Origin of the sequence: Pseudoalteromonas sp. S1727, assembly GCF_005886375.1 — a bacterium.
Lineage (GTDB): Bacteria > Pseudomonadota > Gammaproteobacteria > Enterobacterales > Alteromonadaceae > Pseudoalteromonas > Pseudoalteromonas haloplanktis.
Map to the genome: position 1 here is coordinate 98,009 of NZ_PNDT01000011.1, position 17,617 is coordinate 115,625.

General features: G+C 39.6%; 21 protein-coding genes. 14 read left to right on the top strand and 7 right to left on the bottom strand.

Annotation, left to right across the window (positions count from 1 at the left end; all coding sequences use genetic code 11):
• Positions 1-76: 76 nt before the first annotated feature.
• From CWB85_RS03820 to CWB85_RS03830, 3 genes are all read right to left on the bottom strand, one after another.
• On the bottom strand, positions 77-2,926 hold the full coding sequence (locus CWB85_RS03820) for a TonB-dependent receptor plug domain-containing protein (protein ID WP_138554153.1): 2,850 nt from the start codon (positions 2,924-2,926) through the stop codon (positions 77-79).
• 315 nt (positions 2,927-3,241) lie between these two features.
• Positions 3,242-3,382, bottom strand: coding sequence for a type B 50S ribosomal protein L36 (gene ykgO / locus CWB85_RS03825; RefSeq protein ID WP_016706761.1), 141 nt, complete (start codon positions 3,380-3,382; stop codon positions 3,242-3,244).
• Positions 3,383-3,385: 3 nt separating this feature from the next.
• Positions 3,386-3,637, bottom strand: coding sequence for a type B 50S ribosomal protein L31 (locus CWB85_RS03830; protein ID WP_016706760.1), 252 nt, complete (start codon positions 3,635-3,637; stop codon positions 3,386-3,388).
• Between the two features lie 223 nt (positions 3,638-3,860).
• On the opposite strand from CWB85_RS03830, the gene CWB85_RS03835 reads away from it, so the two are divergent.
• The 9 genes from CWB85_RS03835 (at position 3,861) to CWB85_RS03875 (ending at position 12,051) form a co-directional block, all read left to right on the top strand.
• A complete protein-coding gene (locus tag CWB85_RS03835) occupies positions 3,861-4,133 on the top strand; it encodes a hypothetical protein (RefSeq protein WP_016706759.1) in 273 nt (90 codons plus the stop codon).
• A gap of 291 nt (positions 4,134-4,424) precedes the next feature.
• Positions 4,425-5,111 carry a response regulator transcription factor gene (locus tag CWB85_RS03840; RefSeq protein WP_016706758.1) on the top strand — a complete coding sequence of 229 codons (687 nt, stop codon included), beginning with the start codon at positions 4,425-4,427 and terminating at the stop codon, positions 5,109-5,111.
• Positions 5,108-6,445 (top strand): HAMP domain-containing sensor histidine kinase, encoded by a 1,338-nt coding sequence (locus tag CWB85_RS03845; protein ID WP_138554154.1) that lies wholly within the window; start codon positions 5,108-5,110, stop codon positions 6,443-6,445. Before CWB85_RS03840 ends, CWB85_RS03845 begins: the two co-directional genes overlap by 4 nt.
• An 89-nt stretch (positions 6,446-6,534) precedes the next feature.
• Positions 6,535-8,658: a TonB-dependent receptor gene (locus CWB85_RS03850; RefSeq protein WP_138554155.1), complete on the top strand. Its 2,124-nt coding sequence runs from the start codon at positions 6,535-6,537 to the stop codon at positions 8,656-8,658.
• Between the two features lie 46 nt (positions 8,659-8,704).
• On the top strand, positions 8,705-8,995 hold the full coding sequence (locus CWB85_RS03855) for a DUF3649 domain-containing protein (protein WP_138554156.1): 291 nt from the start codon (positions 8,705-8,707) through the stop codon (positions 8,993-8,995).
• Positions 8,996-9,020: 25 nt separating this feature from the next.
• Positions 9,021-10,568 carry a PepSY-associated TM helix domain-containing protein gene (locus CWB85_RS03860; protein ID WP_138554157.1) on the top strand — a complete coding sequence of 516 codons (1,548 nt, stop codon included), beginning with the start codon at positions 9,021-9,023 and terminating at the stop codon, positions 10,566-10,568.
• A gap of 2 nt (positions 10,569-10,570) precedes the next feature.
• A complete protein-coding gene (locus tag CWB85_RS03865; protein ID WP_138554158.1) occupies positions 10,571-10,864 on the top strand; it encodes a DUF3325 domain-containing protein in 294 nt (97 codons plus the stop codon).
• 96 nt (positions 10,865-10,960) lie between these two features.
• Entirely contained in the window at positions 10,961-11,809 is an 849-nt protein-coding gene (locus CWB85_RS03870; protein ID WP_138554159.1) for a VOC family protein, read from the top strand.
• A complete protein-coding gene (locus CWB85_RS03875) occupies positions 11,809-12,051 on the top strand; it encodes a hypothetical protein (RefSeq protein ID WP_016706751.1) in 243 nt (80 codons plus the stop codon). The genes CWB85_RS03870 and CWB85_RS03875 overlap by 1 nt, the downstream gene beginning before the upstream one ends.
• A gap of 244 nt (positions 12,052-12,295) precedes the next feature.
• Here CWB85_RS03875 and CWB85_RS03880 read toward each other — a convergent pair whose 3' ends face one another.
• The 4 genes from CWB85_RS03880 to CWB85_RS03895 form a co-directional block, all read right to left on the bottom strand.
• Positions 12,296-12,595, bottom strand: coding sequence for a type II toxin-antitoxin system RelE/ParE family toxin (locus tag CWB85_RS03880; protein ID WP_016706750.1), 300 nt, complete (start codon positions 12,593-12,595; stop codon positions 12,296-12,298).
• Positions 12,583-12,840, bottom strand: a complete 258-nt coding sequence (locus tag CWB85_RS03885) for a type II toxin-antitoxin system Phd/YefM family antitoxin (RefSeq protein WP_016706749.1) — start codon at positions 12,838-12,840, stop codon at positions 12,583-12,585. Before CWB85_RS03885 ends, CWB85_RS03880 begins: the two co-directional genes overlap by 13 nt.
• A 283-nt stretch (positions 12,841-13,123) precedes the next feature.
• Complete coding sequence (locus tag CWB85_RS03890) at positions 13,124-13,492, bottom strand: hypothetical protein (RefSeq protein WP_016706748.1); 369 nt, start codon at positions 13,490-13,492, stop codon at positions 13,124-13,126.
• 265 nt (positions 13,493-13,757) lie between these two features.
• Positions 13,758-14,411, bottom strand: a complete 654-nt coding sequence (locus tag CWB85_RS03895) for a DUF6058 family natural product biosynthesis protein (RefSeq protein ID WP_016706747.1) — start codon at positions 14,409-14,411, stop codon at positions 13,758-13,760.
• Between the two features lie 171 nt (positions 14,412-14,582).
• Between CWB85_RS03895 and dapA the strand changes: the two genes are divergently transcribed.
• The 5 genes from dapA (at position 14,583) to CWB85_RS03920 (ending at position 17,612) form a co-directional block, all read left to right on the top strand.
• Positions 14,583-15,497, top strand: a complete 915-nt coding sequence (dapA, locus tag CWB85_RS03900; RefSeq protein WP_016706746.1) for a 4-hydroxy-tetrahydrodipicolinate synthase — start codon at positions 14,583-14,585, stop codon at positions 15,495-15,497.
• 107 nt (positions 15,498-15,604) lie between these two features.
• Positions 15,605-16,312, top strand: coding sequence for a beta-ketoacyl synthase chain length factor (locus CWB85_RS03905; protein ID WP_016706745.1), 708 nt, complete (start codon positions 15,605-15,607; stop codon positions 16,310-16,312).
• The gene (locus CWB85_RS03910; RefSeq protein WP_016706744.1) at positions 16,302-17,102 is read left to right on the top strand and encodes a lysophospholipid acyltransferase family protein; all 801 of its coding nucleotides are present in this window, start codon (positions 16,302-16,304) and stop codon (positions 17,100-17,102) included. The genes CWB85_RS03905 and CWB85_RS03910 overlap by 11 nt, the downstream gene beginning before the upstream one ends.
• A complete protein-coding gene (locus CWB85_RS03915) occupies positions 17,083-17,340 on the top strand; it encodes a phosphopantetheine-binding protein (RefSeq protein ID WP_016706743.1) in 258 nt (85 codons plus the stop codon). Before CWB85_RS03910 ends, CWB85_RS03915 begins: the two co-directional genes overlap by 20 nt.
• A gap of 26 nt (positions 17,341-17,366) precedes the next feature.
• Entirely contained in the window at positions 17,367-17,612 is a 246-nt protein-coding gene (locus CWB85_RS03920; protein WP_138554160.1) for an acyl carrier protein, read from the top strand.
• Positions 17,613-17,617: the final 5 nt, after the last annotated feature.

Genomic DNA, 17,617 nt, shown 5'->3' on the forward strand with positions numbered 1-17,617 from the left:
TACTAATTTAATAAAAAAGCCTAATCAAATTAGGCTTTGTTGGGAGAGTAATGGCACATGTTATGTGCCATTTGTTTTAAAACTTATACGATAGTTTTAAATAACCTAAACGACCAATGTTGTCGTAGCTGGCGCTACCAGCACCTGTTCCGATTGTGCCAAATGGTAGTTTACGATTAAAGATATTATCGATACCTAGCTTTAACCCAACGCCATTATCAAAGTTATAACCAATGGTGGCATCCGAAATAAAGTATGTGCCATAGGTTAATAAATTACTTGGATTAGGGTTGTCTTCTAACTCTTGATCAGTATATAAGCTTACTTCTTCAAGATAACGAGTATCAAAAGTCGTAAAGAAATTTTCATAGGTATAACCCAGAGATAAGTTTGCTTGCCATTGAGCTTCACCAGTTGTACCTGCGTATTCATAATATTCAGCTGGCTGGTCTTGGAATGGATAATCTTTACGTTCAATTAAGTAAGTACCAATTAAACGAGTCGTTACATTCCCTTCAAAAGCATCAAAGTCATAACCTAGCTCAAAATCAATCCCTGAAGCTTCTTGACCTGAAACGTTAAGAACTGAGTTTTGAATTAGTGTGATTTCGCTTGAAGTGCTATCGCGAGTAATAAGGTTACAATACTGGTTATTAATACCGGTACTGCTATCTACGCAACGGTCAAGAATGTCTTGAGAACCAATTGTAGAAATCGCGTCTTCAAGTTCAATTTTCCAGTAGTCAATTGTTAGCACAGCATTTTCTATAAATGAGGGTTGGTATACTAAACCAATGGTCGTACTTGTAGATTCTTCACCTTGTACATCTTCATTACCACTGACTAGTCCTTCTAAAGTTTTAGAGTCGTACTCTGAATTGAAGTCAGCAGGTACACCTAGTGCTGCACAGTTTGCTCTACGGGTATCGCTATTTTGTAAATCATCTAAGTTATCGGCTTTACAAGGGTCGTCTACGTTGTAGAAAGTTTGACTCGGCGCACCGTAGATCTCACCAATGTTTGGTGCTCTTAATGCTTCTGATTGCGTTGCTCGTACTCGCAATTGATCATTCACAGTCCAGTCAAGGCCAAGCTTCCAGCTGGTAGCATCGCCAATTGTACTGTAATCAGCGTAGCGTACAGCAGTGTCTAATACTAAATCTTGCACAAATGGTAAGTCAGCTAATAATGGCACTGATGCTTCAAAATAAATTTCACTTACATCAAACTCGCCTTTATCTTCACCAAGTGCGTTAAAGAAAGTTCCTTCAGCGTTATCTGGCTCTAATGTTTCACTTTCTTCTTTACGGTATTCAACACCAGCTGCAAAGCCAACGTAACCTGCTGGTAGTTCAAATATTGCAGCGTTTGCTAAAGAGGCTGATACAACTGTTTGGGTAATTTGAGATGTACCTACAGATATGGTATTGATATAGTCAATTGCTTCTTGGCTAGGTGTACCAAAACCCATAATGTTTACAGGTACGCAACCTGCTGCTCTTGCGTCTTCATCGCGGCATACAATATTACCGGCATCATCTTTAACAGCATCTAGTGCATTAAAATAATTTGCCATGATCATATTAGCGCCATTAACACGCTCTAAATCAGTTTGACCGTATACAACAGATGAGTCTAATTCCCAGTCACTGAATACAGTGCCTTTTAGACCAGCAACAAATCGTGTTGTTTCACGAGTATTGTTTTCAATTCGTCGGCCTAAGTCAGTCATCATGCGAAGCACATTGATAGAGTTAACACCTTCTTCTTCCATCATTGCTTTAATTGCTGGATCTAGATAAGCATTATCTATTTGGATGTTATTACGAGGATCGCCAAAGAAAAATGCTGGCTGACCAATACTTTCTCCTTCGCTGTTAACATATTTAGCTTCAAAATAAGCATTTAATTGCTCTGTGATATCATAATTGAACTTAAAGTTTACATTATAGCGTTCAAATTTTGGCTGGATTTCTGTGAATTGTGCTAGATTGAAAGAATCACAATTAGCACAAGCTAAGCCATCAACTTGGTCACCGATATAAAGTTCACGGTAGCTGCTGTCTGGATTAAATGAATTAACATAACCATTGCTTAGGGCAAATACACCAGCGTTATTTATTGCATAATAGCCTGCATTTGGTGTATAAATTTTATCAGGGAAGTTTGGATCGTCTTTATTTTCCGCCGTTTGTGCGGTGTTGGTCATACTTCTGTAAGATCCATCAGTCCATGGGTGATCTAATGCATTTAACGTATCTTGTGCTGAATATTCTACAGAAAGGGCTACATTACCACGGTCATTATCAAAGTTTGTACCATAAGAAAACGTAGCTTTTTCATTATTGTAATCACTAAGTTCAGAAGCTCCTTTAGTAACACTTACATCAAATCCTTCAATGTTTTCCTTAAGAATAAAGTTTACTACACCAGTAACTGCATCAGCACCGTATACCGCAGATGCGCCGCCTGTGATGATTTCAACTCGCTCTACCCAAACACTTGGGATTGCATTTGTATCCACAGCTTGAGAGCCAGCTGAGCTTGAAACATGTCGCTTACCATTAACAAGCACGAGCGTTCTATCTGTTCCCATGCTTCTAAGATCTAATGTATTTAAGCCCGCAGTACCAATGTAGCGACCAGAGTTTGCTAATGAGAATGTATTACCTAGTGCTGGTAATTTATTTAATGCTTCACCAATATTAACGGCACCTGTGTTAACGAGATCTTCGCCACTGATCACCGTAACAGGCGCAGGTGCAATTGCGCCTTCTCGTAAAATCCGCGAGCCGGTAACTTCGATACGCTCTACTTTTTTTACACCGTCTTCTTCTTGTTGCGCAACAGCAAGAGTTGAAAGCGACGCTGCAGAAGCAAATAAAGCGAACTTTATACTTGCACTGAGTATATTTTGATTTTTCATTGTTTCACCCGGTTGATTATTGTTCTATTCCCACAGGCCCATCTTTGTATTGTGGGTATGGGTTCTTTACTTGTTAAGTGCAATTAGCACTGGATTAACATGGGCAACTTTAAAGTTTCAATTTTGTTTAGTGAATGATAGTTATGTAGCGTTTTGTACTGTTTAGCTAAAAAGTAGAGATGGCAAGGGTTGCAGAGGAGTATCAAGGTAAAGGAAATGTTGCGACGAATGACATGGAAATTGAAAGAGCACATTAACATACTAATCTTTAAGCTGACTCTGGTTTAGTAAGTTAATGTACTCAAAAATAAAAGATCAACGGCCTTTCTTTTTCATTCCTTGCACAGCTTTAAAGCGTGGGTTGTCTTTACAAATTACAAAAACGCGACCTTTGCGCTTAACAATTTGACAGCCGGGACGGTTTTTTGCACTTTTTAGTGAACTTAATACTTTCATGAATTATTTGCTCCCAAGGTTTTTAAAGCGACGGTTGAATGCAGCAACGCGGCCATCTGTAGTCACTGATTTTTGCTTACCTGTATAAAATGGATGTGAATCACTGGAAACATCAATAGGCACATAGGGATAAGTTTTTCCATCAAGCTCAATGGTGCGATCGGTTTTGATCGTTGAACCGATAAAAAAATAACTATCTGCAGCTGTATCGTGAAAAGCAACTGTTTGGTAATCAGGATGAATATTTGGTTTCATAAAACGCCTTTTACTAAATAATTAGTGTTATGTGATATTATAACGGTAATTTATAGTAAACAAAGAGCCTTTGCAAATACTATTTTAAACATCAGGAAGTGGCGGCAATGCTGCTAATTTACACAAATAAATTAAAAAATAAGCAGTTAGATCAAAAAAACTAGCTATTGGGAATTAGCCTGTTATAAATAATATGTAGTCGGATATAGGAGCTAAGAATTTTATGAGTGAATCTGCCCAAGAAAACACCCAAGAGATAGATCAGAGGGTGATGGAAACATTACGTAGTCGTGATCATAGTGTGCTTGCACAACAAATAGATCCATTAAGTTGCACCCACAATGATATTGTTGAATTGCTTGCGCAATATTTAGCGTTGAGCGACCAAGATGATGATGACTTATTTGATGCCTGGTTTGATGGCCTTAGCAAGGCGCAACACACAGTGTTAAAAGTATTTGAAGTGTATCGTGGTCAATTTGAGCATCAAGAATAAGAAATCATCGCGTTAACGGCTGCTGTTTATTTAAACCATCAAAAGATGTGAGTTTAGTGTTTGGCTCATTTTTAAGTCGTGATTCTACACGCTTTTGTGACACGTGATTAGTGTAGCAAGTTATGAAGCCTGAAAATACTAATGGGAAAAATCGCTTTTAAACTTGTTTATAAAGCGTAACGTAAACTGTGTGGATTGTTTAAGCACCTAGGTAATTATTTACATTACAAAGCTCAATGATTATTATGAAAACAATAGCAATTATCGTTTGTATTAATTTTGGGTGTCCTGGTGTCAAAAATAAAAGTTTTATTAATAGAAGACGATAGTACGTTAAATAATTACCTCACCGATTTATTGGTTAAATCAGGTTACAACGTTGAGCAGTGCTATGATGGTGTCACAGGGTTAAAAATAGCCCAGACTCAACAACATCACCTTATTTTACTTGATAAAATGTTACCTAAATTAGATGGTGTATCGCTATTAAAAAAATTGCGCGAAACCAGTCAACAACCTGTCATCATGGTCTCGGCAAAAGGCGCTGAAGAAGAGCGTATTTTAGGTTTAAGTCATGGCGCAGATGATTACGTTGCGAAACCATTTAACACCCAAGAGCTGCTACTAAGAATAGAAAGTCTACTCAGGCGTAGTCAAGTCAGCGTTCAACCTAATAGCCACGTAGAAATAAACATTGATGGCCTAATGCTTAATGCTGCCAAGCAAGTTATTTATGTTAATGGTGCAGAGCTAGAGTTTACGCCGATCCAATTTAAATTGCTGTGGGAGTTAGTTTCACAGCAAAATCAAATAGTCAGTAAAGCAGACTTATATCAAGCGGTACTCAATAAAAAGTTAGGCGCTTATGATCGCAGTATCGATATGCACCTTAGTCGAGTAAGAAGAAAGCTAACAGAAGCAAACTGGCTAGGGGAGCGCTTACAAACAGTGCATGGTAAAGGATACTGCTTTAAATGAAGCGTAAATTACTTTGGAAGTTATGCCTAATTTTAGTCACTGGTTTAGTTTCATTCTTTTATTTATTACACCTATTCACCTTAAAAACCGAAGAAAGCATGAGCTTTATTGCAGAGCAAGATCGTGCGCAATTACAAGCGTGGGGAGCACATGCTGAACAGCTTTATACAGCGGGAAAGACAACCCAGTTAAATACGTGGCTGGCAGATTTAAAAGCACAGGAGAATACTTGGATATCTATCGCTGGCTTTAAAGTTAAGCATATCGCTGGCGAAACGTTTGATAAAGAGATAGTCGGTAATTATCATTTTGGCCGCAGCGTAGAGTGGAAGATCCACTTGTATTTTGAGCAAAACCCCATTATGGAGATCCCATTTACCGACTCGAATGCCAGTTTACTTATAAAATTGCCTGATCGTATGCGCCCAGGTAATCACTGGACAACAACTAAGTTCATGTTGCAAATAATTATGCCCATGCTGGTTTTAGTGGTGTTATCGATTATTTTATATCGCCATATCATTACGCCTTTACAGCAACTAGAGAAAGCGACGGCAGAGTTTAGTCGTGGTAACTTTTCAGTCAGGGTGGCGAAATATTTAGGCGGCCGCAAAGATGAGCTTGCCCAGCTTGCTTTGACTTTCGATAAAATGGCCAGTCATATTGGTGAGCTAATTAATAATCAACGTCAGCTTATTTCAGACTTATCCCACGAATTAAGAACGCCATTGACGCGATTAGATATTGCCGTTGAAAACTTTGATGAACATGAAAGTAAGCAGCATCTTGAGCGAATTACCCGTGAGTCTAAGCATATTCGCAAACTTGTTGAAGACAGTTTAACCCTTGCATGGCTTGAAAATGAAAAGCCCATTATTCAGCAAGAGCCTGTTGACTTGGTGGATCTGCTCGATGTATTAATTGAAGACGCCCGTTATGAATTTCCTGATCGCAAATTGATTGTCAATGCGCCAGCCAGTGCAATAATTGAAAACAGTTGCCACCGCGCTTTGTGTCCTGCCATTGAAAACGTGATCAGAAATGCGCTGCGTTATACCCCAGTTAGTGAGCAAGTTACTATTAGTATGTCGTTAGAAGCTGGTTGTTACAAATTACAAATAAGCGATCAAGGTCCAGGTATTCCTGAGCAGTATTTAGAAAAAGTATTTGAGCCATTTTTTAGGGTCGACGACGCGCGGATCAGTGAAGGTGATAGCTTTGGTTTAGGCTTAGCCTTGGCTAAACGTCACTTAGCCAGTGTTAGAGCGCAGATCAGCGCAGAGAACGATCCCGTTGGAGGGTTAATGGTGGTGATAATGATTCCTATTTCTTAAATGTAACAATTGTAAAAGTCGTATCATTACTGAACTTAAATGGTAATAATTCTTAATTAAGTATTTAACACTTATTTGAGACCTAGTTCATGTCATCTGTATTAAAAAATAACACGTTTGTAAAAACCAGTATTGCCAGTGCTGTACTTGCGCTGTGCTTTAACGCTCATGCAGAGTCTAAACAAGAAAAGAAAATAGAAAAAATCACAGTCGTTGGCGCTACAACAAATTCAGAAATTACCCCACTTGAGCTTGAAAACTACCAAGCAAACGATTTAGAAGATATTTTTCGTCATACGCCTTCTGTGACTGTAGGTGGTTCACTAGGCATAGCACAAAAAATATTTGTACGCGGTATGGAAGACTCTATGGTTAATGTAACTGTAGATGGTGCGCCGCAAACCAGTACACTGTTTCATCATATTGGCCGTGTTGCTATTGAACCTGAACTATTACAAAGTGTTGAAGTACAAGCCGGTGCAGGTGAGGCAACATCCGGTACAGGCGCTGTTGGCGGTGCTATTCGCTTTAAAACAAAAAGTGCAGATAACTTACTCAGTGATAATGAGCAATTTGGTGGTATTGCCAAAGCGAGTTACTTTAGTAATGACGGCCACAAAGAAAGCCTCTCTCTATACGGCAAGTTAACAGACAAAGTCGGGGTGTTAGCATCATACGTAAATGTTAGCCGCGACAATATGGACGACGGTGATGGCGAAGAAATACCCGGTACCGCAGCCGATCAAACCCTTGCATTTATTAAGCTAAACGCCGAACTGACAGAAAACCAAAACTTAACTCTCAGTTACGAAAACCGTAAAGAAGAAGGTGAGTTTGGTAAACAGACTAACTGGGCTCCGCTTGAAAGTGATCCACTATTTATGTCGTGGGGAGAGCGTGAAACCATGGTATTAAATCATGCTTGGTACTTAAATAGTGCAGTAAACCTTGAAACAACGATTTATCGAACCGAATCATCTTTTAAGCGCGAACTTTACACTTGGGATGCCACAATAGAAACCACGGGGTTTGATATCCGAAATACCAGTGATTTAGGTCAACATACGCTGACATATGGTGTAGAGCAAAAAGTGGATAAAGTGCACTCGCAATCGTATGAAGATTTTGGCGGTATTTTTGACGAAAAAGGCACTGTAACCGGTGTTTATGTGCAAGATCATTGGCAACTAACGGATGCTTTGTTACTTAGCTTTGGTGCACGTTATGACGCGTATGAACTGGATCACAGCGGTATAGAAGCCAACTGGATACAAGTTGATGGTGTGTGGGTAGTTGAAACCGATGCCAGTGGTGCGCCAGTGACTACAACAGATGAGTTTTCGACAGACAAGCAAGATGGCGTTAGTGGTAATATTGGTTTTGAGTATAGCTTTACAGAATCATTAAAGTTGTCTGCTGGTTATGCGCAAGCACTCAGAGGCCGACAAGTAGCTGATGCCTTTACAGTTGGCGAGCTTACACCAAATCAAGATCTATCACCTGAAGAAGTCGATAACACAGAGCTTGGCTTAGTGTATAACGATGGTACCTGGTTGTTTGAAGCATCAATGTACTTAAGCGTAATAAATGACGTGGTATTTGATAAGTTTAAAGGCCGTGAAGGGGTATTTTACGAAAACATTGGTGATTTAGAAACCAAAGGTATTGAGCTGGTATCAGGTTATCAAGGGGATAATTTTGATGTTATCGTAAGTTACAGCCATAACGATGTTGAATTAAATAATGCCTCATTTGTGTGGCCAGATGCCAATGACGCCTCAGGTTACAGCACGGTTAATATCGATGGTATTGAAATGGCCGCCTACGAATATGGTGGTTTAGGCAATGCAATTGGCGATTCTATCAATGTAAACTTTAACTACCATGTAAATGAGCAAATTAAGTTTGGTTTAAACTATAATCATGTTGCCAGCCTTAATGATATTGAAGTATTCCACCGCTCAATTGAACTTGGCTGGTTGAGCGAGCTCGAAACAATCAATAAACCAGGGTACGATTTATTTGATGCTTATGTCACTTACGAGCCACTTACAAATTTAAGGTTTGATTTATCAGTGCAGAACTTGCTTGATGAATCTTACTTAAGCCACGGCAGTGTTGCTGATTACGGGCATATACCAGGCTATGAAAGTGTAGTAGGGATCAAAGAGCCAGGGCGTGATATTCGCCTTAGTGTGTCATATAAATTTTAACTCCTGAATGAGGTAGGTGCTTTAATAAAGCACCTACCGCTTATCAATGAATCTGACAAAAAAACACCTCACTGCAATTGATGTAACTATTCGCGTGCTTATTGCGTTAATCGGCGGGTATTTTGTAGCAATGCTCAGCGCTATACTGATAGGAAACCACCTATTAAGCGACAAAACAAACAGCATTATTACTGGGTTAATGCTTAGCTTTATTTTTTACCTTATCACCGTGTTATTTGTATTTGCCACTAAAACAACAAAACGTGCTTTTGTTGTTGTAGGTGGTGTATGTATTTTACTTCACTTATTTAATTACTATTTGCAGGGGCCGCAGTAGTATGAAACCTCGATTTAGACAATCCATGAGCTGGCTACACACGTGGTCGGGCTTTGCATTTGCTTGGTTACTGTTTTTTATTTTTGTAACGGGCACTGTAGGCTATTTTGAAAATGAAATAGACCGCTGGATGAAACCCGAAATAGCCATTGTCAATGAACCCATAGATGACTTAACGATACTGAAAACGGCACAACAACAGCTCACAACGCACGCAGCAGACGGCGCACAGTGGTACATTAGTTACCCATCAGCACGTGATCCATATATTGATATTTCATGGTTGCAACCCGCCAATAAAGAGACTGGAACGCGAAGACAGTGGCATGAAAAAAACCTTGCCCCTAGTACGGGGGAACTGATAACAACCAGAGAAACCAGTGGTGGCGAAACCTTATACCGATTGCACTATAACTTACATTACGTGCCGATTTTTGTCGGGTATTTGGTCACTAGTTTAGCAACGATGCTCATGCTTATTGGTTTAGTCACTGGGGTGATTATTCATAAAAAAATATTTATTGAGTTTTTTACTTTTCGTGCCAATAAAGGGCTGCGAAGCTGGCTCGATATTCATAATATTTTTAGTGTGTTACCACTGCCTTTTCATTTAATGATTACATACAGTGGGCTTGTTTTATTGATGGGCGTGTCATTCGCGCCGGTGGTGGATGCAACCTATGGCGAAGGCCAAAAAATGCACCGTCAGTTATATGATGAAACGCAAGCAGAAAACATAACAACGCAATTTATAGCGTTACCTGCTGCGAACTTATCACTTGAAACCGCATTAATTGATGCGAAATCACGTTTTAAGGATCAGGCTGTAAATTATTTAGGGGTAGTAGACCGTAACACGGAGCAATCAGGGTTTGAAGTGTGGTTTGATGCCCAGCAGGGCATCGAGTTTGCGACGCTTATTACTTATCGCGCTGTCGGCGGGCAAGTTCAAATAGAACAAGCTACAGGTAAAAAATACAGTGCAGCAGAGGTCTATGATGTGTTGGAGCATTTGCATGAAGGCTTGTTTGCTGACATCTACTTAAGATGGCTGTATTTTTTATCAGGCTTGTTAGGAGCTGGAATGATTGCAACTGGAATGATTATTTGGGTGCAAAAACGTAAAAAACAGCAATCTAGGTTTATCAATGTGATAGACAAACTCAACGCCGCAGTAGTTGTCGGCCTACCCATAGCCATAGCCGCTTACTTTTGGGCTAATCGCTTACTACCTATTGAAATGGTCAGTCGTGCCCAGTGGGAAATGCACAGCTTATTTATAGTGTTTGCACTGTGTTGTTGTTTTTGTTTGGCACGAGTGGCTGAGAAAGTCTGGCAAAATATGCTCTGGTTAGCAGCTGCGGCCTATGCCTTGATACCACTGGTGAATATGCTGACAACCAAGCACAGTATGTTAGCAAGCTTACACAATAACGATTGGTTAATGCTGGGGTTTGACTTAACCATGCTGTTATTTGCTGGGGGCTTTGCTGTTGCTGCTGTTGTGTTGCAAAAACGCAGCGGTATAGATGCCTCTAATCCGCTTATAAAGCAAACTGCAAAGGGAGTTTAGCGATGTTGATATTACAGCATGTACTGCTGCAATTGTTAGGCTTCTTATTACTAAGTTTATCACTGCAACGCCATTATAATGATCTATTTGGCCAAACTCAGCGGCCAACGAAGCAAACTATTCGATTATTAAAGTTTATGGGTTTTGCTGTGCTTATCGTTGCCATCACTAGCGCAGTTTATACGTGGGGCAGTGCATTAGGCTTAGTGTATTTCTTTGCCACGGCCAGTCTTGTTGCCAGTGCATTAGCAATGCTATTAGCATACTTTGGGAAAATAAAAGCAGTTGTTAACTAGCCTTGTATGTGCCGTATATTAAATTGAATAAAACTCAATCACTTATAGACTTGCAGTTTAAATAACGTAGAATCATTGAAAAAGGATGATTTACTTATGAAACCAATTAGCACGTACTGTTTAGCTGTTTTATTTCCCTTACTGTCATTTAATAGTTTTACTTCACTGGCCGAAACACAGGTCACTACACCAGCATCTGTTGAGCAAAGCTCTCAGGGTAAGGTTGTGTGGGCTGACTTGTATACTGGCAATGTACAAAAATCGTTAGACTTTTACACCACTACCTTCGGCTGGTCTGTTAAAGACTTTACCGAACAAAATAGTCGTTATCATTTACTTTATGACGATGGGCAACCGATTGCAGGTGTTATTGAACGTCCAGCGCAAGATAACAAAAGCGAAAACGCTTTGTGGATCGGCAGTGTTGCAACCAGCAATGTTCAACAAAGTGTAGATGATGCTGTTGCGCATAATGCGTCTATTATTTTTCCACCTCATGACTTTGCTTTATATGGTACACGTGCTGTGATTGCCGACCCTCAAGGCGCTATTATCGCGTTTCTTGATTTAGACGAAAACAACACAGCACACCAAGGTATTGCTAAAAAGTGGGATTGGGCACAGTTGTTTAGTGTTAATCCTCAACAAGCTGCTGAGTTTTATAAAAACTTTGGTTACAGCACCGAGCAAGTGGCAAATAGCCAAGATAGTTTTTACTTAGTAAAACAACAAGCGCTAAGGGCAAGTATCGTAAAACTACCCGCCTCAGTTGAACAACGAGATAAATGGGTAAACTTTGTAGCAGTAACTGACTTAGCAAGTGTATTAGCAAAAGCAACCGCACAAGGTGCAACCATTGTTTACCAACCAAAAGGTGAACTATTAGCCATTATTTCTGACCCCAATGGTGCAATTTTAGGTATCACTGAACAGGAGGCAAAATAATGAAACGTTTAAAAATTGCGTTGATCAGTGCAGCTACCATCTTACTTACAGCAAACCTTGCTGGTTGTGAAAACACCCAAGTTAGTGGCTCTGTGAGTTATGGCGTAGGGTATGGCGCAGGCTATGGCTACCCTATGTATTATGGCGCAGGCTACCCACGTTATAATAATGTCACAGTGGTGAGACCCCCAGTACATTCAAGACCTCGCCCTCAACCACGTCCACAACCTAGACGTCGTTAACCATTATCTAAAAAGCCTCATTCGAGGCTTTTTAATACGCTTTGATAGCCCTCAGCAAGCTGGCCTGACTGCAAACCTCAAAATAAAGTTGTCGTTTTCACCGGTTCTGAAAAGTGACGATTTTAGGGTAATGCCAAATTCTAAAAAGCTTACTAAAGATCAGCTACAGCAGGCTGGTATTTAAGTTATTGCCAACGCACCTGATAGAAATTGCAAGAATTGGCTTATATGGGGTAGTTGTATATTACGCTAATAACAAGAATTTTCGTAATTCTCGTTCTTGTCTCATTACGTGTAAAATTATAACTTTATCGTTGTCTATTTTATAAAATATGCGACAAGGGTTAACCACTATTTCACGGTAATTTAAACTAGCTAATTCAATTGGTTTTTTGCCTGATTCAGGAAAGCTTTCAAGGCGTTCAATTTTTTCAAATATTTCTACCACCAATTTTTTTGCTGATTGCAAATTACTTAAAGCAATATACTCAGCAATATCGTTTAGATCTTCTAAAGCGGGGTTTGTCCAAACTATTTCAGCCATTTATTCATTTTCTCTTTAGCGTCAATATTAGAGAGTGTTTCCCCACGACTTATTGCTGTTTCACCTTTCGCTAAAGCCTCTAGAATTTGCATACGTCTTTGCATGAATTCAAAATCATCAACATCGACAAGGTATGCAGATGGTTGTCCGTGTTCAGTGATGAGTACAGGCTCTTTAGAAGCGTGAAGCTCAGATAAGATCTTAGTCGCCTGACGTTTCAAAGTTGTTACTAGTTCTACTCTCATAATATGCCCTACTCAAATAGTGTTACTATAGTGTCACTACCGTCTAATGGCAAATACTTATCAGCTAATAGTGGATCTAAAGCTCTGTAATATGCTACTGGATGACAATGACATCAGTAGTGGTCACTTAGCTTCACAAGGTTTGATATCATTGAGGGAAATTTGGAGCAATATTCATTACGGAAGATGAACTGCCCATTGCACTTCCTGCTAATAAAAAGCGCATGATGGGTGGTGTGGGGGCTGGAGGTTAGAGACCTCCGGCTACCCGATTATAAAGCATTTATACCAAACTTATTACCGGCTTATCTGTGCTTAGAACATTTAAACACTCATTGCTGCCTTTAATCAAATACTCACTTAAAGTATTACCTTTGGATAAGAAGCCAGCGCGATTACTTTCTTGTGCGAACCAACCAGAATCATGTATTTGTAAAAGCCAATTACTAGTTATTTGATTGCTTGCCCAAAACTCTAATAAATCACCTTCATCGAGACATCTAAAACCAATTGGCTGATGAAAACATATTTCAATTCGTAAATTAGAATTAGCGACAACAACTACTTTTAAATAGTCTAAATCGTAGTTGATTGATTCAATATGTATTTGATTACCACTATAACTTGTGAACTCAATAATTGAGGCTTTCATCAAAACTTCCGTGCTTTATAACTTATTGAACACCATCATTTTGGTGGTTTATAACACACCTAAACGGCGATTAATAATGTTACCTGGCAAAGTTACAAACATTCCCTATACGTAGCGCTGAATTTTGGCTTTTCTATTGTTAGTTGGGGTTTACTGCTTTAACTTTTTATCGTTGGGTTTCGTTGCTCTCAACCACAACCTACAGTGATAAATTTAACGGCGAAATGCTCTGGTTTTTACCTAGAACCTAGCCCCTTTCCCTTCTTCACTTAACCGATAAATCATATTTAAGCACCAGCGCATCGATATAACGGGCACGTAGGGTATGTTGTTTTTCGTGCTCTGCGCCGTGGCTTAGTGCGCGGTTTAGTAGCTTCATGGCGGGGTGGAGGCGTGTGCGTTCATCTTGATTTAGGCTAGCTTTAGTGCGCAGTTCAGTGATGTCGTCAACCACTAAGCGGCCAATATCAACGGCGGCTATTTCATCAATTAAACCGTTTTGTGTTAGTACACCATATTTACTGCATAAAAACTGTTGCCACACTTGTTGTAAATGTTCTTCAATTTCACTGCCAAACAGTTCTTCATTAAACTCAAACCCTTGCTGTGCGAGTTTATTCAGTGCGGCCATATAGTGTTGGGCAAAAAAACTAAATGCTTGACTTGACGAGGTTATTTTTTGTTTAGCAAGCCCTTGCCCCCAGTTTACACAGCCGCGCGGGTAGTAGTCGTCGTATTCTTCACATTCATACAGCCCCGAGAATGAGCTACAACTTAATTGATTTTTAATGCAATAACTGGGTTTAGGGAATAATCCGCTGTCTTGCCAATGCAGTAGCGTATCTTCATCAATCGCTAATGCATGGCATAGCTCTTCGCTGTGATAAAAATGGGTTGCTAAAAATCGTGATAAACGCATATAAAGTGCACTCAAAGTTAAAAAATAAATATACTGTTCATTTATACAGTTGTTTATTTTGGACTAAGCCTTTCAACAACACAAGTAATTTAATTAATTAACCACGCAACACTCGGAAAACGGCTACTTTTATGTTACAACTACGGCAAGTTTTTTTAAGAATAATTTTTTATGCGCACCCTAGAACAAATTAAACAAGCAAGCCTTATAACAGCGATTAAAACACCGTATTTAACCAGTGGTGAAATTGACTTAGCCACCTATGACTTTTTAGTTGAACAGCAAATCGCTGCCGGTGTTGATGGCATTGTGGTTGGTGGCACTACAGGTGAAGGCCAGTTAATGAACTGGGAAGAGCATTTAATGCTGATCGCGCACAGTGTTAATAAGTATTCAGATAAGCTGATCATTGTGGGTAATACAGGCAGTAATAATACGCGCGAAGCAATTAAAGCCACAGAATATGGCTTTGCCAGCGGTATGGATGCAGCACTGCAAATTAACCCCTATTATGGCCGTACGTCGATTGCAGGTGTAAAAGAGCACTTTAAGCGTGTGTTAGCCATTGGTCCTGCGTTTATTTACAACGTAGCAGGGCGCACCGGCCAAGATTTAACACCTGATATTATTGAACCTCTAGCACAACACGAGAACTTTATTGGTGTTAAAGAGTGTGGTGGTAATGAGCGGATTAATCATTATGAGCAACAAGGTATTGCCTGTTGGTCAGGTAATGACGACGAAGCACACGATGCTCGTCATACCTATAAAGCACATGGTGTGATCTCGGTTACGTCTAATTTAATTCCTGGTTTGTTCCGCCAATTAATGGATACAAAAAATGATGAGTTAAACAGCTCGTTACAGCCATTAATGAACTGGTTATTCTGTGAGCCAAATCCAATTGCGATTAATACCGCATTGATGATGACAGGTGCAGTCAAACCAGTATTTAGGCTTCCTTATGTGCCGTTGAATGCGCAGCAACAGGCGCTGGGAGTAACCTTGATCAATGAACGTGAAGAGCATGAAATTATTGGTCAACATGCCACTGAGCTTGTTGAGCAAGAAGTGATTTTACTCTAAATATGAATGGGTGCTTAATTTATCTACGGTTAAGCACCAAAATTTTGCATTTTGTAGAGTAATAGGTAAAATGGCTCGCCTTTTAGAGTAATAAGACCATTCAGCCTGTGGAATTTGTTGTTGATAATTTTAGTGTATGGATTGCGCCTGAGCAGCAAATTAGTGGACTCGAATCTCTTCCTTACCAAGATATAGATTTAAGCTGGGTTGCACCGATGCAGCGCAGACGTTTAAGTCCATTTATGAAAATGGCTTTGCACTGTATGCACAAGGTTGCAGGTGAGCAACCGCTTGCCGTTAACTTTTCATCTCGTCATGGTGACCTTCCAAAAACCGCAGGCTTGCTTGATGCTATCTGTATTCAAGATGCTTTATCACCCACAGCGTTTGGTTTGAGTGTGCATAACGCGGCAGTGGGCATTTTTTCTATTCTTAATAATAATACAGCTGCAATGAATGCTATTGCTTGTGGTAATGAAAGTATCATTAGCACCTTGTTTGATAGTTACGCGCGCCTATATACCCAGCAATGTGAACAGCTCATACTCTGCCATGCTGATCGCGCATTACCAGTAGAATATCAGTGTTTTGCAGATGAGCTACAGGTTGATCATAGTGTTGCTTTATCCTTGAGATTGGCAAAACCTGGTGAGGGCTATTTTTCACTTCAGCCAATTGAGTTTGAATCAACAGAAGATACAAAACAGTTACTGCCGATCAGTCTCCAATTTGCCATTGCATTGGTAAATAAAACGCCTGAAACTATCTTATTCAATAGCCAAGATGCATGGATGCTAACGTTTCATGCTGGCTAATTGTATTGGAAAACTAAATTATATTTGGCGGATCTTTGCCACTGGATTGTGCTTTAGCATATTTGGCTTTGGCGGCGTTGTGCTAACACTGCTGGTTTTACCCATGCAAAGACTCTTTGAGTCATCCGTAGATAAGCGAAAATACCAAGCAAGATTAACGGTACACTATTGTTTTAAAGCGTTTGTCGCTATGATGCATACCCTTGGGGTGATCCACTTTAGTGTTGAAGATAAAGCGCGCTTTGCCAATCTAAAAGGCCAGCTGGTGTTAGCAAATCATCCATCTTTGATTGATGTCGTTGTGTTAATTTCAGTAATTAAAGATGCAGATTGTGTGGTTAAAGCTCATTTATTTAAAAACCTATTTATGCGTGGCGTAATCAAAAGTACTGGTTACATTAGTAATCAAGATCCGCAAGAGTTATTAGCTGAGTGCCAAGCATCGTTAGCGGCAGGTAACAATTTAATTATCTTTCCAGAAGGGACACGTACGCAGCCAAATAGCGGGCTAAAATTTAAGCGCGGTGCTGCGAATATTGTACTCAGGTGCAAAGCATCTGTTGCTTGTGTACTGATAACTATGCAGCCAAGTACCCTTACAAAAGGCACGCCGTGGTATAGAGTGGCCGCTACCCGGGCACATTTTATGATGAAATTTACATCAGTTGAATTTAAAAATAATAATGATTTAAATGACGAGCCACCGTCAATGCAAGCGCGGTATTTGACTCGTCAACTACAAGACTATTTTTCAGAGGAACTAACACGTTATGAGCGAATTAAAAAATAAAATAAAGCTATTAATTATTAGCAGCTTAGATTTAGAAGATATGACAGTTGCAGATATCGAAAATGATCAACCTTTGTTTGTTGACGGTTTAGGTTTAGACAGTATTGATGCCCTAGAATTAGGCTTGGCTATAAAAAAAGAGTTTAATGTAAAAATTGACGCTAACTCAGAACAAACAAAAGCCCATTTTGCATCTGTTGATGCGTTGGCTGAGTTTATCGAAAATAACAGATCTTAATACGCACAATAGAAGTAGGAATAAGCATGAAAACGGCAGCAGAAATTTACGATGTTTTACATAACATACTTGTTGAGGAGTTTGAGATTGAAGCTGATGATATCAGTCTTGATGCGCATCTTTATCAAGATTTAGATTTAGATAGCATAGATGCCGTAGATTTAGTGGTGAAGTTACGTGAAATCACGGGCAAAAAAATTGATCCAGATGCCTTTAAGCAAGTTAGAACTGTGCGAGATGTTGTTGCTGAAGTTGAGAAATTAGTTATTTAGGCGCT

Coding starts and splice junctions, on each gene's coding strand:
- CWB85_RS03870 (WP_138554159.1), top strand. CDS start 10,961: ATGAAACCAATTAGCACGTACTGTTTAGCTGTTTTATTTCCCTTACTG.
- CWB85_RS03915 (WP_016706743.1), top strand. CDS start 17,083: ATGAGCGAATTAAAAAATAAAATAAAGCTATTAATTATTAGCAGCTTA.
- CWB85_RS03850 (WP_138554155.1), top strand. CDS start 6,535: ATGTCATCTGTATTAAAAAATAACACGTTTGTAAAAACCAGTATTGCC.
- CWB85_RS03830 (WP_016706760.1), bottom strand. CDS start 3,637: ATGAAACCAAATATTCATCCTGATTACCAAACAGTTGCTTTTCACGAT.
- CWB85_RS03880 (WP_016706750.1), bottom strand. CDS start 12,595: ATGGCTGAAATAGTTTGGACAAACCCCGCTTTAGAAGATCTAAACGAT.
- CWB85_RS03885 (WP_016706749.1), bottom strand. CDS start 12,840: ATGAGAGTAGAACTAGTAACAACTTTGAAACGTCAGGCGACTAAGATC.
- CWB85_RS03835 (WP_016706759.1), top strand. CDS start 3,861: ATGAGTGAATCTGCCCAAGAAAACACCCAAGAGATAGATCAGAGGGTG.
- CWB85_RS03895 (WP_016706747.1), bottom strand. CDS start 14,411: ATGCGTTTATCACGATTTTTAGCAACCCATTTTTATCACAGCGAAGAG.
- CWB85_RS03875 (WP_016706751.1), top strand. CDS start 11,809: ATGAAACGTTTAAAAATTGCGTTGATCAGTGCAGCTACCATCTTACTT.
- CWB85_RS03860 (WP_138554157.1), top strand. CDS start 9,021: ATGAGCTGGCTACACACGTGGTCGGGCTTTGCATTTGCTTGGTTACTG.
- CWB85_RS03820 (WP_138554153.1), bottom strand. CDS start 2,926: ATGAAAAATCAAAATATACTCAGTGCAAGTATAAAGTTCGCTTTATTT.
- CWB85_RS03910 (WP_016706744.1), top strand. CDS start 16,302: ATGCTGGCTAATTGTATTGGAAAACTAAATTATATTTGGCGGATCTTT.
- CWB85_RS03865 (WP_138554158.1), top strand. CDS start 10,571: ATGTTGATATTACAGCATGTACTGCTGCAATTGTTAGGCTTCTTATTA.
- CWB85_RS03890 (WP_016706748.1), bottom strand. CDS start 13,492: ATGAAAGCCTCAATTATTGAGTTCACAAGTTATAGTGGTAATCAAATA.
- CWB85_RS03855 (WP_138554156.1), top strand. CDS start 8,705: ATGAATCTGACAAAAAAACACCTCACTGCAATTGATGTAACTATTCGC.
- ykgO (WP_016706761.1), bottom strand. CDS start 3,382: ATGAAAGTATTAAGTTCACTAAAAAGTGCAAAAAACCGTCCCGGCTGT.
- dapA (WP_016706746.1), top strand. CDS start 14,583: ATGCGCACCCTAGAACAAATTAAACAAGCAAGCCTTATAACAGCGATT.
- CWB85_RS03920 (WP_138554160.1), top strand. CDS start 17,367: ATGAAAACGGCAGCAGAAATTTACGATGTTTTACATAACATACTTGTT.
- CWB85_RS03845 (WP_138554154.1), top strand. CDS start 5,108: ATGAAGCGTAAATTACTTTGGAAGTTATGCCTAATTTTAGTCACTGGT.